This window comes from Gordonia sp. McavH-238-E (assembly GCF_022348225.1).
Lineage (GTDB): Bacteria > Actinomycetota > Actinomycetes > Mycobacteriales > Mycobacteriaceae > Gordonia > Gordonia terrae.
In genome coordinates this window covers 125172-141276 of record NZ_JAKRFE010000007.1, presented here as the reverse complement: position 1 = coordinate 141276, position 16105 = coordinate 125172, and the positions used below count along the sequence as shown (strand labels likewise).

Sequence of the window (16105 nt, the reverse complement as noted above, 5' to 3'; positions counted from 1 at the left end):
ATGAGCTCACCGAATGACGCCGCACCGACGCACCCGGCCTACGGGGTGCTTCGCGAAGTGACCCCCTTCGCGTCGGTCTTGCTGTGCGACAACTCCGGGATGATGGAACTCGATGGTACGAACACCTATGTGCTCCGTGCGCCCGGAAGCGACGAGTGCGTGGTCGTCGACCCGGGGCCGCCGAAGTACAAGCACCATGCCCGACGCCTCGCCGAGCTGCCCGGGGTCTCGCTGGTGCTGGTGACCCACCGGCACTTCGATCACACCGGCGGGGTGTCGCGTCTGCACAAGCGCACCGGTGCTCCGGTGCGCGCTCGTCTCGAGAAGTACTGTCGCGGCGGGACACCGCTGCGCGACCGTGAGGTGATCGAGGCCGCGGGCCTGCGGATCACGGTGTTGTCCACGCCCGGGCACACGGGTGACTCCGTCAGCTTCCTCGTCGAACACGAGGGGCAGCGTGCGGTCCTGACCGGTGACACGATCCTCGGGAGTGGCACGACCGTGCTCGATCCCGCCGACGGTGGGCTGCGCGATTACCTGAACTCGCTGAACCGCCTCATCGTCGACGGGGAGGGGGCGGCGCTGCTCCCGGCGCACGGTCCGGACCATCCCGACCTCGGACCCGTCGCGCGGTACTACAAAGCCCATCGCGAGGAGCGGATCGACCAGATCGTCGCCGCCCTCGACACGATGGGCGTCTCGGCCCGGGACGCGAAGCCGATGAAGGTGGTGCGCAAGGTGTACGCCGACGTCGACAAGAAGCTGTGGCCCGCGGCCCGGATGTCGGTGAAGGCACAGCTGGAGTACCTGCGCGAGGCCTGACCACGACGAAGGCCGCCGGCTCGTGGAGCCGGCGGCCTTCTTTCGTGTGGGTGTGCCTCGCTGTTTGTTCCCTGAGGAGCGAGCGCGGCGCCCTACATCTGCTCCCTGAGGAGCGAGCGCAGCGAGCGTCTCGAAGGGTCAGCGCGCGCGGCGCGCGAGACGCTCGGAGTCGGCGATGAGGACGCTCTTGCCCTCGAGGCGCAGCCATCCGCGCTGGGCGAAGTCGGCGAGCGCCTTGTTGACGGTCTCGCGCGACGCCCCGACGAGCTGGGCGATCTCTTCCTGGGTCAGGTCGTGGGTGACGCGCAGGGCGCCGCCCTCCTGGGTTCCGAAGCGCTGTGCGAGCTGCAGGAGCTGCTTGGCGACGCGACCGGGGACATCGGTGAAGATGAGGTCGGCGAGGTTGTTGTTGGTGCGGCGCAGGCGGCGTGCCAGGACGCGCAGCAGCTGCTCGGCGATCTCCGGGCGGTCCTTGATCCACGCCTTGAGCGCGTCGCGGTCCATCGACACCGCACGCACCTCGGTGACGGTCGTCGCGGACGAGGTACGCGGGCCGGGGTCGAAGATGGAGAGCTCGCCGAACATGTCGGACGGTCCCATGATCGTCAGCAGGTTCTCGCGTCCGTCAGGGGAGCGGCGGCCGACCTTCACCTTGCCGGACATGATGATGTAGAGCCGATCCCCGGGCTCGCCTTCGTGGAAGATCACATGTCCGCGAGGGAAGTCGACGGGCTGAAGCTGCTTGGTCAGCGCCGCGACGGCGGAGGGCTCGACGCCCTGGAATATGCCCGCCCGCGCCAGTACTTCTTCCACCTAGGGAACCTTTCTCGAATCTTTGCTACAGCCACGCGTCAGATCGCGCCCTTGGATACGCTACCCCGCGCACAAGCATATGTGTTGGATGGGTCACTGGAAGCTCATTGCGCGTGTGTCCCGTCGTCGAGGTGTCGACGTGGCGTCCGGTGCGAGGTGGAGGCGGACTCGCGGTGACCGATCAGCTGGCCCGCTGCGGCGACGCGGCGTGGTCGGCGACGGCTGATTCGTGACGCGTGACGCGTCGGTCGCGGAGCTCGTCGAGTGCGGCCGGCATCCCCTCGCGGGCGAGGGTCTGGACGTTCTGGGCGTCGGCCGAGTCGAGGAAGTCCTCGACCTCGTCGCGGGAGACCGCCGTGCGGTCGATCCGGGACTGGACCTTGTCCATGCCCATGGCGAAGAGCATGAGTACAGCCGGGAACAGCAGCGCCGCGAGACCGTGCATGGGGACCAGTAAACACAATGGACCCGCCGGAATCCCCATCCGGAGTGCCGCCGTCACTGACTTGTTACCTGACCGTAGGTTGTGGGTGAGCTGATCCCCGCGACCGGCCGGAGGACTTCGCGCAGGGCGGAAAATATAAGTTGAACTGCGCAAACGGTGGGGCATTCCGACGTGGTGTCGGCAGGCCGGGGTGTGCCTGGAGCCGCTGGAATCGGGATTGCCGCTGCACATCGCTAACCTGAATCAGGTGAGCGCACGCAAGACCGCTGCCACGGGCCCGGCCCCGGCACGTAAGCAGGAGACCCATCTCGGATTGGTCCGGCGCGCGCGACGGATGAACCGCACCCTGAAGGTCGCCTTCCCGCACGTGTACTGCGAGCTGGACTTCACCGATCCGCTCGAACTCTCGGTGGCGACGATCCTGTCTGCACAGTGCACCGATGTCCGCGTGAACCAGACCACCCCGGCGTTGTTCGCGAAGTACCGGACGGCCGCGGACTACGCCGGCGCCGACCGCACCGAGCTCGAGGAGATGATCCGCCCGACCGGGTTCTACCGGAACAAGGCGAACTCGATCATGGGACTCGGCCAAGCCCTCGTCGAGCGGTTCGACGGGGCGGTGCCGAACAACCTGAAAGACCTGGTGTCGTTGCCCGGATTCGGGAGGAAGACCGCGAACGTGGTGCTGGGCAATGCCTTCGGGGTTCCCGGGATCACCGTCGACACCCACTTCGGCCGCCTGGTCCGACGCTGGCAGTGGACCGAGGAGACCGATCCGGTGAAGGTCGAGCACGCCATCGGCGAGCTGATCGAACGGCGCGAGTGGACCGACCTGTCACACCGGATCATCTTCCACGGCCGCCGGGTGTGTCATGCGCGCAAACCGGCCTGCGGCGTGTGCATCCTCGCCAAGGACTGCCCGTCGGTGGGGACCGGTCCGATGGACAAGGCCGACGCCGCCGCTCTGGTGAAGGGGCCGGAGACCGAGCATCTCCTCGCGCTGGCCGGGATCGCCGCCCCGTGAACGACACCACGGACACAGACCAGAGCGCAGGGACCGAAGCGGGTCCGTCGTCGCGGGATTCGCGTTTTCCCCCTGTCGCGCGGTGGACCGTCGTCTTCGTGATCGTGATGATCGCCCTGATCGTCGCGATCTGGCCGCGCGGGGAGGATCCGGCGCCGATGACCGGCACGCCGTCGTCGGCGAGTGGACCCCGCCCGATCGACGCCCCGGTCGACGAGGCGCGGGTGGCGGAGGCGCGCCAAGCCGCCGCACTGCCTGAGTGCCCGGTCACGGGTCTGCCGGAGTCACCCGATTCCGTCCTCGAGGGTGTCGTCGAGCCCTGTCTGGGCACCGGCGCGCCGTACGACCTCGGTGCGTCGACTGCGGGCCGCCCGCTGGTGATCAACGTGTGGGCGCAGTGGTGCGGTCCGTGCAAGACCGAGTTGCCCTACTTCGAAGAGTTCGCCGCGCGCGCCGGGGACCGGGTCACCGTGCTGGCCCTGCACGCCAAGGAGGGCGGTAGCAATCCGTTCTTCCCGCTGACGCTGCTCACCGAGATCGGAGTCCGTTTGCCGTCCGTGCTCGACCTCGACGGGAAGGTCGCCGCGGCCATCGGCGCGCCGCGGGTGTTCCCGTCGACCGTCTTCCTCAGGCCCGACGGCACGGTGGCCGAGGTCTATCCCGGTGTCTTCGACAGCCCGGAGGAGATCGCCGACTCGGTGGCCGAGCACCTGGGCGTGCGGATATGAGCGGGCGGCCGCGCGCGGACGCGGGTCCGCTGGTCCCGCGTGCGGAGATCCCACCCTGGCTACGAGCTCTCACCGAGGATGTCACCGCTGTCACCAGGAGTGTCGACAATCGTGGCGGCGACCGGTCGCGGTGGGCGTCGATGCTGCCGACGAAGTCGCGGTCGGCGGCGGTCCTGATCCTGTTCTCCGGGTCGTGGGAGTCGGCCGACGACCATCCCGGCGGTGTGCCCGCCGACGCCGAGGTCCTGCTGACCGAGCGTGCGCCGACGCTGCGCCAACACAGTGGGCAGGTCGCGTTCCCCGGCGGTGCGGCCGATCCGGGCGACGACTTCCCGGTGGGCACCGCGTTGCGTGAGGCCGCCGAGGAGACCGGCCTCGATGCCTCCGGGGTCAGCATCCTCGCGACCCTCCCCAGCTTTCCGGTCGGGGTCTCGGGGTTCGACGTCGTCCCGGTGATCGGCTATTGGCACCGTCCGAGCGAAGTGCGCGTCGTCGACGAGGGCGAGACCGCGCGGGTGGACCGCATCAACCTGCGCGAGTTGCTCGACCCGGACAACCGATTCCAGGTCCGTCGCAAGGCGGTCGGCATCGTCTACAAGGGGCCGGCCTTCTTCGTCGACCGGCTGCTCGTGTGGGGCTTCACCGGTGGGCTCGTCGCCGCCATCAGCGAGGTGTCCGGCTGGGACCGCCCCTGGGACAAGAACGACGTGCGTTCGCTGGAGAAGATGATCGAACTCGCCGGCAGCCGTCAGGAATCCGGTTTCGCCGAACTCCACCCGGACGACCGCGACGTCGTCGATGCCCGCAACGCCGAGTCGGGTGGTCCCCGGTGACCGGCTCGACCTGGGTCGACATCATCGTGATCGGCATCGCGCTGCTCGCCGCGGCCAGCGGGTACCGATCGGGTGCGGTCGCATCCGCCCTGGCGTTCATCGGTGTCGCGCTCGGCGCCGTGGCCGGTCTGCTGCTCGCGCCGCGCCTGATCGAACGGTTCGACGACCTGCAGGTGCGGGTGCTCGCCGGAATCCTGGTGCTCGTCGTACTCGTCGTCGTCGGCGAGGTCGCGGGCATGGTTCTGGGCCGCGCGGCTCGCGGTGGTATCCGGTCGCCCGGGCTGCGTGCCGTCGACAGTGGTGTCGGCTCGCTCCTGCAGGTGGTCGCCGTGCTGCTGGCCGCAGGCCTGCTGGCCATCCCGTTGCGGGAGTCGGCGGACCCGGCGATCGCGGGGGCGGTGCGTGACTCCAAGGTGCTGACCGGCGTCGACGCGGTGTCGCCGCAGTGGGTCGACGACCTGCCCGACGACTTCAAGGCGCTTCTGGACAGTTCGGGGCTCCCGAAGCTCCCGTTCGTCAGCACCCCGTCGACGAATGTCGACCCGCCGGACCAGGCGCTGGCCGAACTGCCGGTGGTGACGCAGGCACGTCCCAGCGTCGTGAAGATCGAGGGCGTCGCGCCGAGCTGCCGGCAGGCGCTCGAGGGGAGTGGGTTCGTCGTGTCGCCCGAGCGGGTCATGACCAACGCGCACGTGGTCGCGGGTACCGAGCGGCTCGAGGTGCAGACCTCGACCGGGGCGCAGCTCCCGGCGCGCGTGGTGCTCTTCGACAGCGAGAACGACATCGCGGTGCTCGACGTCCCGGGTCTGCGTGCGCCTGCCCTGCGGTTCGCCTCACGGCCCGCGTCGACCGGGGACGACGCGATCGCGCTCGGTTTCCCCGAGGCCGGACCCTTCTACGTGAGTCCGCTGCGGGTTCGCGCGGTGTTCGCCCACACCGGCGACGACATCTACCGCACCGGGCAGGTGACCCGTGAGGTCTATGCCGTGCGTGGTCTGATCCGGCAGGGCAATTCGGGTGGGCCGCTGCTCAACTCGGACGGCGAGGTGCTCGGTGTGGTGTTCGGGGCGGCCGAGAACGCGGCCGACGAGACCGGTTTCGTGCTCACCGCCCGTCAGGTTCGCTCCGACTTCGACGAATCCGAGCGGCGAAGCGAGCGGGTGAGTACACAGCGCTGCGTCCTCGCCTGACCTTCCGCGCCGATCGGCGCGTGCCGTCCGCGGTGGGTTCGGGCTCGTGGCGCAGGAACTCGATGATGTGCCCGGTCACCGCGGCCGGCTGTTCCTGGTGGACGAAGTGACCGCTGCCCTCGACCTGCCGGTACAGCTGGTGTGCAGCCCACCGGTGGCTGTCGGCCATCGCGTCGTCGAGGATGTAGGGGTCGTCGCGGCCGCGGAGGGCGAGCACCGGCAGGTGCAGTCGCTGATCCATGAGTTCCATGAAGCGGGCGCCGTCGGGCCGGAATTGCGAACGGAACGCCCAGCGCCGGTACTCCAGGCTGCAGTGCGCGACGTTGGGGATCAGCATGGCCGAACGATTGAGCTCGACGGTGTGCCCGTAGTCGGGCTCGGCCCGCCAGGGAGCCGACGACCGTTCCGCGAAGTAGTCGGCGACGAAGGCGGCGTCGTCGCGGGTGACCTGACGTTCGCCGAGACGCGGGATCTGATTGCGCAGGAACAGCGGCAGGAACCGGGACCGTTGGGCCTTGTCGCGCAGTACTCGTCGGCGCAGGGCGCGCGGATGGGGGGACGCGATGACGACGATCCGGTCGACGACCCGTGGGTGGAGGGTCGCGGTCGCCCAACAGACCAGTCCGCCGTCGGAATGCCCGATGAGGGTGGCGCGCGAGTGCCCGAGTGCGCGGACGAGGCCGTTGGTGTCGCCGGCCAGGGTCCAGCCGTCGTAGCCGCGCGGCGGCTTGTCGGTGTCGCCGTAGCCGCGCAGGTCGACGGCGACGGCGCGGAATCCGGCGTCGGTGAGTGCGGTCAGTTGATGCCGCCAACTCCACCAGAACTCGCCGAAGCCGTGCAGTAACAACACCAGTGGACGGTCGCCTGCCGGGACGCCCGCGGGCTGGACGGCGTGGAACCGGACTCCGTTGGCGCGGACGTCGAAGTGCTCCCAGTCGCCCGGGAGACGAACGCTCGAGGGGTCGGGCTCCTCGCTCACGGATCAGCCTTCGCGGGCGGGCGGGATTCTCGGGTGGGTGGTCTCGTGTGTCGCATGACGGTTCGGCAGGACGGTCGGCAGTTCGTTGACCGACTCGATCGTCTTCTTGGGGCCGCGCACGCGTTTGAAGAACAGATACCCGACGAACGCGGCGACCACGGTCACCAGGACCAGGATGAGGAACACGATCAGGAAGGCCAGCCAGCGCCAGACCCATTCGTCGAGCAACTCGGCCAGGAAGAAAAAGAAGAAGAAGCTGGAGTACAACGCCATCACGCCGGCGACGATCAGCAGCCCGGTGCCGGTGCCGGCTTTCTTCGCCTCGGTGACGAGCTCTGCCTTGGCGAGCGCGACCTCGGATCGGAACAGGGTGGAGACACTGGTGGTCGCGTCCTTGACCAGGCTTCCGATGGTCGGCTCGCCGTTGTGGCCGGCGTTCGCGTCGGAGAGCGGGATCGACGGGACGGAGTCCCGGCCCGCGTCGGGCAGGCCGTGCTCGTTGGGGCTCACAGAATCCTCCGTTGTTCGGCAGATGCGCCTTATGTTGCCATGCGAGTGCCGCTGAGGTGGCGGCCCACCCTCGGGTGCGTCGGTGAGTTCCCCGGACGTGCGATGCGCCACCGGCGGGAGTCCGCCGGCGGCGCATCGACACAGTAGTGCTCGCGGGGGAGCGGTCGTCCGGGCCCGATCAGGCCTTCTTCGCGCGGATCGCCTCGAACACCGACGGGTCGACGAGCGTCGAGGTGTCGCCCAATTCGCGTCCTTCGGCGACGTCCTTGAGCAGGCGACGCATGATCTTGCCCGACCGTGTCTTGGGCAGTTCGGGCACGACGTTGATCTCGCGGGGTTTGGCGATCGGCGAGATCTCCACCGACACCTGCTGGCGCAGTTCGGCGATCAGCTGATCACCGGTGTTCTCCACGCCCTCGCGCAGGATGACGAAGGCGACGATGCCCTGGCCGGTGGTCTCGTCGGCGGCGCCGATGACCGCGGCTTCGGCGACACCGGAATGGCCGACGAGGGCGGACTCGACCTCGGCGGTCGAGATGCGGTGGCCGGAGACGTTCATGACGTCGTCGACACGTCCGAGGACCCAGAGGGCGTGGTCCTCGTCGTAGCGGGCGCCGTCACCGGCGAAGTACCAGCCCTGCTCGGCGAAGCGGGACCAGTAGGTTTCGCGGAATCGCTCGTCGTCGCCCCAGATGCCGCGCAGCATCGACGGCCACGGCTGGTCGAGCACGAGGTAGCCCTGCTCGCCCGCACCGACGGGGTTGCCCTGGTCGTCGACGATGTTGGCGCTGATGCCGGGCAGGGGCTTCATCGCCGATCCCGGCTTGGTCGCGGTGACGCCGGGCAGCGGCGAGATCATGATGGCGCCGGTCTCGGTCTGCCACCAGGTGTCGACGATGGGCGCGGAGTTTCCGCCGATGACCTCGCGGTACCACTTCCAGGCCTCGGGGTTGATCGGTTCGCCGACGCTGCCGAGCAGCCGGATGGTGGACAGGTCGTGGGCGTCGGGGATCTCGCGGCCCCACTTCATGAAGGTGCGGATCAGCGTCGGCGCGATGTAGTAGATGGTGACGCCGTACTTCTCGATGATCTCGAAGTGGCGGTGCTCGTTGGGGGAGTTGGGGGTTCCCTCGTAGACGACTTCGGTCGCGCCGTTGGAGAGCGGGCCGTACACGAGGTAGGAGTGGCCGGTCACCCAGCCGATGTCGGCACCGCACCAGAAGACGTCGCGGCCTTCCTTGTGGTCGAACACGTAGTGGAACGAGTAGCTGACCTGGGTGAGGTAGCCGCCCGAGGAGTGGACGATCCCCTTGGGCTTGCCGGTGGTCCCCGAGGTGTAGAGCAGGAACAGCGGGTGCTCGGCGTCGAACGCCTCGGCCTCGTGGGTGTCGGACTGCTCGTCGACGGTGTCTTCCCACCACACGTCGCGGCCTTCGACCCAGTTCAGGTCGGGGTCGTGGTTGGTGCGACGCACGACCAGGACCTTCTCGACCGATTTCGCGGCGTCGTCGCCGGTGCCGAGCGCCTCGTCGACCTGGGTCTTCAGCGGTGCCGGCTGGCCACGGCGGTACTGGCCGTCGGTGGTGATGACGAGTTTGGCCTCGGCGTCGTCGACGCGTGAGCGCAGTGCGCCGGAGGAGAAGCCGGCGAAGACCACGGAGTGGGTGAGGCCGAGGCGGGCGCAGGCGAGCATCGAGATCAGGGCCTCGGGGACCATCGGCATGTAGATGGCGACGCGGTCGCCGGCGACCAGTCCGATGGAGGCGAAGTAGTTGGCCGCCTTGCTGACCTCGGCGAGCAACTGGCTGTAGGTGAGATCACGGGTGTCGCCGGGTTCGCCGACCCAGTGGATGGCGACCCGGTCGCCCTTTCCTGCGGCGACGTGGCGGTCCACGCAGTTGACGGCCACGTTCAGCTTGCCGCCGACGAACCACTTGGCGAAGGGTGCGTCGGACCAGTCGAGGGTGGTGGTGAAATCGGTGGCCCACTCCAGCCGCCGGGCCTGCTCGGCCCAGAACTCGAGGCGATCGGCATCGGCATGGTCGTACATCTCGGCGGTGCCGTTGGCCTGGGCGGCGAACTCGTCGGAGGGTGGGAATGCCTGGACGGTGGAGGACATCGGTGACAAGGGCCTTTCGCTGTCGACGGCGGTCACTCAACAGTAAGGTGACCCGACGTCAGTACGGGGAAACAGTGTGAGCGTAGTCACGTAGGAGTCGAGCCAGGAACCGCCCCGTATGCGAACGCGACCGATACGCGATGAACGGCAGGTGAGCGACGACGAACGGTCGTACGCCCATCCGGGGTGCAGTACGACGACCCGCGCCGACGTTTCAATCAGAGTTCTGACATATCCCGCAAACAATTGACTACACGGATTTCCTGTAACGACGACTAACAATGGATCGTCGGAGTTTCCAATTCGCCGAAAGGTGTAACTCTCGATGCGGGGGGGTGTCCATCCGATCGTCCGACCCCGGGGCGTCCTGGCCGGGGTGTCGACGACGCAACTATCGTCGGTTCGTGACCACCGACCCGCTGCTGCCCCTGCTGGAACTCCCCGGCGTCGCCGACGCTGCCGACCGCGCGCGCGATGCCCTGTCTGCGGTCCACCGGCACCCCGCCAACCTGCGAGGATGGGACAAGACGGCCACCGAGGCCTCGTGGCGCGCGGGTCGGTCCTCGGCCGCGATCGACGGTGGAAGCGTCGAACTCCGGCGCGACGGCGACTTCGACGATCCGATCCTGGCGGGCGCGATGCGGGTGTCGCAGGCGCTCGACGGCGACTCCCTCGTCACGCTGACCGCCGTGATCCGGCGGGCGCCTGCGCAGGCTCTGGCGCGGCTGCACACCCTGGCCGCGGCGGACCTCGTCGGTGACCCCGAGGAGCTGGGACGGCCACGAAGTGGGACGGATGCGGGTGAACGTCTCAACCTGTTGGGGCAGTTGACAACCGGTGCTACGTCGGTCCCGGCGCCGGTGCTCGTCGCGGTGGTCCACGGCGAGTTGCTCGCCGTGGATGCCTTCCCGACCGCCAACGGCGTCGTGGCCCGAGCCGCGTCCCGCCTCGTCAGTGCTGCGACCGGTCTGGACCCGCACTGTCTCGGCGTGCCGGAGGTGACCTGGTTCAAACGGGTCGGCGAGTACCGCACCTTGGCTGCGAACTTCGGGGCGGGTACCGAATCGGGCCTGCGGGACTGGATCGTCTTCTGCTGCGAGGCCCTGGAAGCCGGTGCGGCGGAGGCGAAATCGATCGCCGACGCGGCGCGGGCGGGCTAGCGTCCCGGGGTCGGCCCCGGACAGCACTGCGGGCGGCCGCCGGCGTCGTAAACGACGCGGTTGCCGCCCGCGTAGCACGGACCCAAGTTACCAAGCGTGCTTGGTGGGCTGTGGTTACCGCCTCGGCGATTGACCACGAGTCGGGATTGCGGACCGTCCACGTGCTGCCAGCTGTGGGCCATTCCTCCCGGGCCTGGCGCCTCATGAGAGGAAGGCGGTGGCGCATCGAGTGGTGGCGGTCGGTCGTCCTGACTGTGATGTCGCAGGCGCACAACACTTTTGCCATATGCGGCGTGCTCCGCGTGGGTGCTTGCCGCCCGTGCTGGGAAGTGCTCGGCGTGGGGGTCCGTTCCTTCTCTTCCGGATCGAACTTGGCCTTCCGAGTTTCCGTAACCACTGTTCTACACCGTGATGCCGATCACATCAAGCGTTCGGCGCCGGAATGTTGGACCAGTTGCCGAATTCAGTGAGATCGCTTGGGGCGCAGGCGAACCGAACGACCCGTCGAGGTCTCGGGGCCCGAGGCGGAATGTGGCGAGCCTGCTGGGCGCGCTGAGTAGACGTTGCAATGACGTTGCGAAGATTCGCGCGTCCCTAAAAGGCGTTTCCTCGATAGCGGCCAGGAAGCGCATGCATTTCGCAGAACTTGTTACCGAGGAGTAGAACGGACATTCGCGAATGCGATTGTTGTGCTTGCAAAGAATCCGAAACCGTGTGTATAGTCATCGGTACCCGGTTCTCATACCGGTACGTTTCAGCCCGACCCCCCGGGGCTGAAACGTGACGACCCCGGCCTCCTCCCCCCCTGGCCGGGGTTGTCCTCTGTCTGGGGTCTTTTCTACCGCGGAACTTCGGCGGTCGCGCCCGGTTGTCCACAGGCCCGGACTCCATCCCCAGGCGGCGGTGTTCCGGCCGGTCGGCGTCCTCCGCCTGCCGCATGATCGTCCGCATGCCCGACGAACTGCTGGTTCTCGTAGACCCTGACCTCCGCGACGACGTCGCGCGCTGCGCCGCCGCGGCCGGTTACCTCGTGCACGTCGGGTCTGCCGACGACTGCCGACGCGAGTGGCTGACGGCCCGGGCCGTGGTCGCGGACCCGCCTGCGGTCGCGGTCCTGTCCCGCATACGCCCGCCCCGTCGCCCTGGACTCGTGCTGGTCAGTGCTGCCGAGCCGGGGGCACACACCTGGCGGATGGCGATGGACCTGGGTGCCGAGGACGCGTCGACCCTGCCGGCCGAGGAGGGGCGCCTGGTCCGCGTGCTGACCGAGTGTCGGGTACCTCGACGCCGCCCGGCCGGCGTCGTCGCGGTCATCGGTGCACACGGCGGCGCCGGAGCATCGACGCTGGCTGCCGCGGTGGCGCTGACGTCGGCCGACGCCGGCTCGCCCACGCTTCTCCTCGACCTCGACGACATGGGCGCAGGTGCCGACCTTCTGCTCGGCATCGAGCGCCGCCCAGGGCTGCGTTGGCAGGATCTCGCGCTCGACGGTGGGGTCGTCGGCGGTACGGCCCTCCACCAGGCGCTGCCGAGTGCGCGTGACGGTCTCGCGGTGCTGACCTCCCAGCGACTGCCCGCCGCCGGGTTGAGCGTGGAGGCCGTCACCGCGGTCATCGATGCGGGACAGACGCACGGCGATCTTGTCGTGGTCGACCTGCCGCGCTCCGACAACCCCGTGGTGCGCGCCGCAATCGCATCCACCGACGTCGTGGTGGTGGTGACCACTCCCACCGTCGGCGGATGCGCCGCCGCTCGACGCATCGTCGACCGTGTCGTCGGCGACGAGGTGGCCGTCGAGCTCGTCGTGCGGGGACCCTCGCCCGGCGGGCTACGGCCACAGCAGGTCGCCGACGCGATCGGACTCCCACTGCTCGCCGCCTTTCGCCCGGACCCGCGTCTGGCCGTGCGGCTGGAAGGTGGCCCGTTGCGACTGCGACCTCGCAGCCCACTCGGCCGCGCGGCCGCGACGGTGCACTCGCGGGTCGCCGAGCGACGGCGGCTCGCATCATGACGCGGGCACGAACGGACGGGCAGGCCGACGAAGCGCTGTTGGACCGGGTGCGCTCGCGTCTGGCCGCCGACGCGGCCGACCCGAGTCCGGCCGTCATCGCCGACGCGATCCGGGCAGAGGCCGGGGGAGTGCTCGGCGACACCGACCTGCTCGCCGCGCTCCGATTCCTGCAGACCGAACTGACCGGGGCGGGCAAGCTCGAGCAACTCCTCGCCGAACCCGACATCGCCGACATCCTGGTGGCGGGTCCGGACGAGGTGTGGGTGGATCGGGGTTCCGGGCTCGAGTCGACGTCGATCCGATTTCCGGACGAGGGGTCGGTGCGTCGACTGGCGGGCCGGCTCGCACTCGGGGCCGGACGACGCCTCGACGACGCCCAGCCCTGGGTCGACGGGCAGTTGTCGAACGTCGGACGCCGCGGGTACACCGTGCGGCTCCACGCGATCATTCCGCCACTCGCTGCGGACGGAACGTGCATCTCACTGCGGGTTCTGCGTTCGGCGTCCAAGGACCTGCCGAGCCTGATCGACAACGGCGCGATCCCGTCCGAGGTGGTGCCGGTCATCGCCGACATCCTGCGTCACCGGCTCGCCTTCCTGGTGATCGGCGGCACCGGCTCGGGGAAGACGACCCTGCTGAACGCGCTGATCGGCGCCATGGATCCGCGCGAGCGGGTGGTGTGTGTGGAGGACGCCCTCGAGCTCGCCCCGCGCCACCCGCAGGTGGTGCGGCTGGTCGCGCGGGCATCGAATGTCGAGGGTGTGGGTGAGGTCCCGGTGCGGACGCTCGTCCGGCAGGCGCTTCGGATGAGACCCGACCGGATCATCGTCGGCGAAGTTCGAGGCAGTGAGGTCATCGACCTGCTCACGGCGCTGAACACCGGTCACGACGGGAGTGCCGGTACGGTGCACGCGAACTCGACCTCGGAGGTGCCGGCGCGGATGGAAGCACTTGCCGCGCTGGGAGGTATGGGACGTGATGCCCTCCACAGTCAGCTGGGTGCCGCGTTGCAGGTGGTCCTCGGGGTGGCACGGAATGCGGGTGGAACACGGGGTCTCGTCGAGATCGGGATCGTCCGACGGGACGACTCCGGGCGGGTGATGATCGTGCCGATCTGGTTGCGCCACAACGGTTTCACCGCGGATCGTCGGCAGTTCGGCGCGCTGGTCGCCGGCCGGGGGACGGCTACGGGGGAGTGCCGGTGATGTCGACTCCGGTCGCCGTCGCGCTGGTGTCGGCCGCTGCGGGTGTCGCGGTACTGATGACTTCTCCGCCACGGGTGACGTACCGAATCCTGGCTGTCTGCGGAGGCGAGGACCCCAGCCGGTCATCCATCCCGGTCGTGCTGGCTCCGATGGCGGTGCCCTTCGGTGTCTCCCTGATGGGCGGGTTGCCCGCCGCCATCGCGGCCGCGATCATCGTGACGGTCGTGCTCTGGGTGCGCCGCCGCCGACTGGCCGAGAAATCGCGCGATCGTCGGTCGGACGACCTGCTCCTCGCGCTGTCGCTGATGATCGCCGAACTGTCGGTCGGCGCGCCACCGGTGCGGGCCTGCGAGGTCGCGGTCGCCGAACTCCGCCGTCGTGATCCCGGTGACGGGGGTTCCGGATCAGCGATCGCCGACGGCCTGGAGGCGATGGCCTGCCGTGCCGCACTGGGTGGTTCGGTGCTCGATTCGACGTCCGGGGACGACGCCTCGGCGGGTGGCGAGTCGTGGCGTCGTATCGGTGTGGCGTGGCAGATCGCCGACGACCGCGGTCTGCCGATGGGCGACCTCCTCGGCGCGGTGCGCTCGGACCTGCAGGCACGGCGGGGTTTCGCGGATCGAACACGGGCCGGACTGTCGGGGCCACGCGCGACGGCAGCGGTTCTGGCCGGTCTGCCGCTGCTCGGGATCGCGCTGGGGCAGGCGACGGGTGCGGGACCGATCCAGGTCCTCCTCGGTGGCGGTCTGGGCGGCGTTCTGCTGGTCGTGGGGTGTGGCCTGGTGGCCGCAGGGATCGGCTGGTCGGAGCGCATCACCGGGAAGGTGCTGGCGCGGTGATGCCCGGCGGGATGGCGGGCGCCGCCTGGTCCGCGGCACTGTTGGCCGTGGCGTTGTGGCTCTGGCCGGCGCCGCGGTGGTTGCTGTGCCGGGTGACCGGGCCGCCCCCGCCCCCGGATCGCACGCCACGGTGGCTGGGTGCCGGACCTGCTCCCGACGACCCGTTCGCAGTCGCGTCGGCATTCGATCTCTTCGCCGTGTGCCTACGTGCCGGACTCCCGGTGGGGACCGCGGCGTCGGTGGTCGCCGAGCGCGCACCGGCGTCGATGGCCGGGCCCCTCGCTCACGTCGCCGACCTGCTGCAGCTCGGTGCCGATCCGGACGCGGCGTGGTCGGCGTTGATCGACGGGTCGAACGGCGCGGCCTCCGACGACCACCTCGACGCGCTCGCCGCGATGGCTCGTCGCTCGGCGCGGGCCGGCTCGTCGCTCGCGGGCGGGCTCGCCGAACTCGCCGAGGACGTGCGGCGCCGGGCCCACGACGACGCCCTTGCCGCCGCCGAGCGGGCCGGGGTCGCCATCAGCGGCCCGCTCGGATTGTGCTTCCTACCCGCATTCATCTGCCTCGGTATCGTTCCGGTCGTCGTCGGCCTCGCCTCGACGGTTCTGGGTTCGGTCTGACGCGCTGTCGGTGCGAGGACGCACAATGGACCCATGACCGACTCAGGTTCTCGACACCACGCAATCGACTACATCGAACTCACCGTCACCGACTCCGTCGCGGCGCAGGCGTTCTATTCGTCGGCGTTCGGCTGGCAGTTCAACGACTACGGGCCCGCGTACGCGGGGATCGTGAACCCGGGCGGTCCCGACCTGCCCGAGGTCGGTGGCCTCGCGACGAGCGAGACGGCTGCGGTGCGCGGTGGCCCGCTCGTGCTGCTCTACTCCGACGACCTGGACGCCACGGCGGAACAGGTTCGCGCCGCCGGTGGCGAGATCGTCAACGGACCCTACGCTTTTCCCGGCGGCCGACGGTTCCATTTCACGGATCCGAGCGGCAACGAACTCGGGGTGTGGTCGACCTCGTAGGCAGCCCTCGTCCGGGTCCGGCCAGGGCTCGGCATGGTCTCGAAATCCGAGGGATCCGAATCGGCGCTCGGCGCGTCCAAGTACCTGCAACACCGCAAGTGCTCGGACCAGATCGGCCCGCGGTTCCATCGACTCTCAGGAGAGACCATGTCACGCACCATTTTCCGGACTCACGACGCTCCCGCCGCGCACGACCCCGGCGCCGTGACCGAACGTCTCGGCGCGCACCTGACCCGGCTCATGACCGACGAGGAAGGGATGTCGACCGCGGAGTACGCAATCGGGACCATTGCCGCGGCCGCGTTCGGTGCGATTCTCTACACGGTCGTCACCGGTGACAACATCGTGAGCGCGTTGACCGGCATCATCGGGAAGGCGCTCAACACCTCGGTCGGCTGA

The 16105-nt window shown here is 69.2% G+C and carries 17 protein-coding genes; 12 read left to right on the top strand and 5 right to left on the bottom strand.

Features of this window, described 5'->3' with window-relative positions; all coding sequences use genetic code 11:
• Positions 1-822 carry an MBL fold metallo-hydrolase gene (locus MHN80_RS12205; RefSeq protein WP_239401946.1) on the top strand — a complete coding sequence of 274 codons (822 nt, stop codon included), beginning with the start codon at positions 1-3 and terminating at the stop codon, positions 820-822.
• A 138-nt stretch (positions 823-960) separates the two neighbouring features.
• On the opposite strand, the gene MHN80_RS12200 is transcribed toward MHN80_RS12205, so the two are convergent.
• Together MHN80_RS12200 and MHN80_RS12195 are read right to left on the bottom strand one after the other, a co-directional pair.
• Positions 961-1635: a Crp/Fnr family transcriptional regulator gene (locus MHN80_RS12200; protein WP_004022089.1), complete on the bottom strand. Its 675-nt coding sequence runs from the start codon at positions 1633-1635 to the stop codon at positions 961-963.
• 181 nt (positions 1636-1816) lie between these two features.
• Positions 1817-2080, bottom strand: a complete 264-nt coding sequence (locus tag MHN80_RS12195) for a hypothetical protein (protein ID WP_004022090.1) — start codon at positions 2078-2080, stop codon at positions 1817-1819.
• A 247-nt stretch (positions 2081-2327) separates the two neighbouring features.
• On the opposite strand from MHN80_RS12195, the gene nth reads away from it, so the two are divergent.
• Genes nth through MHN80_RS12175 form a run of 4 tightly spaced genes read left to right on the top strand, consistent with a single transcriptional unit; the run spans position 2328 to position 5855 of the window.
• Entirely contained in the window at positions 2328-3104 is a 777-nt protein-coding gene (nth, locus tag MHN80_RS12190; RefSeq protein WP_239401944.1) for an endonuclease III, read from the top strand.
• Positions 3101-3832 carry a TlpA disulfide reductase family protein gene (locus MHN80_RS12185; protein WP_239401942.1) on the top strand — a complete coding sequence of 244 codons (732 nt, stop codon included), beginning with the start codon at positions 3101-3103 and terminating at the stop codon, positions 3830-3832. Before nth ends, MHN80_RS12185 begins: the two co-directional genes overlap by 4 nt.
• Entirely contained in the window at positions 3829-4665 is an 837-nt protein-coding gene (locus tag MHN80_RS12180) for a CoA pyrophosphatase (protein WP_004022094.1), read from the top strand. The genes MHN80_RS12185 and MHN80_RS12180 overlap by 4 nt, the downstream gene beginning before the upstream one ends.
• On the top strand, positions 4662-5855 hold the full coding sequence (locus tag MHN80_RS12175) for a MarP family serine protease (RefSeq protein WP_004022095.1): 1194 nt from the start codon (positions 4662-4664) through the stop codon (positions 5853-5855). The genes MHN80_RS12180 and MHN80_RS12175 overlap by 4 nt, the downstream gene beginning before the upstream one ends.
• On the opposite strand, the gene MHN80_RS12170 is transcribed toward MHN80_RS12175, so the two are convergent.
• From MHN80_RS12170 to acs, 3 genes are all read right to left on the bottom strand, one after another.
• A complete protein-coding gene (locus tag MHN80_RS12170) occupies positions 5770-6834 on the bottom strand; it encodes an alpha/beta fold hydrolase (protein WP_004022096.1) in 1065 nt (354 codons plus the stop codon). The genes MHN80_RS12175 and MHN80_RS12170 overlap by 86 nt on opposite strands.
• Before the next feature lie 3 nt (positions 6835-6837).
• Positions 6838-7344 carry a phage holin family protein gene (locus MHN80_RS12165; protein ID WP_004022097.1) on the bottom strand — a complete coding sequence of 169 codons (507 nt, stop codon included), beginning with the start codon at positions 7342-7344 and terminating at the stop codon, positions 6838-6840.
• A gap of 178 nt (positions 7345-7522) precedes the next feature.
• Entirely contained in the window at positions 7523-9463 is a 1941-nt protein-coding gene (acs, locus tag MHN80_RS12160) for an acetate--CoA ligase (RefSeq protein WP_239401940.1), read from the bottom strand.
• Between the two features lie 404 nt (positions 9464-9867).
• On the opposite strand from acs, the gene MHN80_RS12155 reads away from it, so the two are divergent.
• From MHN80_RS12155 to MHN80_RS12125, 7 genes are all read left to right on the top strand, one after another.
• Positions 9868-10623, top strand: coding sequence for a hypothetical protein (locus MHN80_RS12155; RefSeq protein ID WP_004022099.1), 756 nt, complete (start codon positions 9868-9870; stop codon positions 10621-10623).
• 949 nt (positions 10624-11572) lie between these two features.
• Positions 11573-12634, top strand: a complete 1062-nt coding sequence (gene ssd / locus MHN80_RS12150; RefSeq protein ID WP_239401938.1) for a septum site-determining protein Ssd — start codon at positions 11573-11575, stop codon at positions 12632-12634.
• Positions 12631-13839, top strand: a complete 1209-nt coding sequence (locus tag MHN80_RS12145; protein ID WP_239401936.1) for a TadA family conjugal transfer-associated ATPase — start codon at positions 12631-12633, stop codon at positions 13837-13839. Before ssd ends, MHN80_RS12145 begins: the two co-directional genes overlap by 4 nt.
• Positions 13839-14678 carry a type II secretion system F family protein gene (locus tag MHN80_RS12140; protein WP_239401934.1) on the top strand — a complete coding sequence of 280 codons (840 nt, stop codon included), beginning with the start codon at positions 13839-13841 and terminating at the stop codon, positions 14676-14678. Before MHN80_RS12145 ends, MHN80_RS12140 begins: the two co-directional genes overlap by 1 nt.
• A gap of 11 nt (positions 14679-14689) precedes the next feature.
• The gene (locus tag MHN80_RS12135) at positions 14690-15298 is read left to right on the top strand and encodes a type II secretion system F family protein (protein ID WP_033204595.1); all 609 of its coding nucleotides are present in this window, start codon (positions 14690-14692) and stop codon (positions 15296-15298) included.
• Positions 15299-15331: 33 nt separating this feature from the next.
• Entirely contained in the window at positions 15332-15706 is a 375-nt protein-coding gene (locus tag MHN80_RS12130; protein ID WP_239401932.1) for a VOC family protein, read from the top strand.
• Positions 15707-15853: 147 nt separating this feature from the next.
• The gene (locus MHN80_RS12125; RefSeq protein WP_033204594.1) at positions 15854-16105 is read left to right on the top strand and encodes a DUF4244 domain-containing protein; all 252 of its coding nucleotides are present in this window, start codon (positions 15854-15856) and stop codon (positions 16103-16105) included.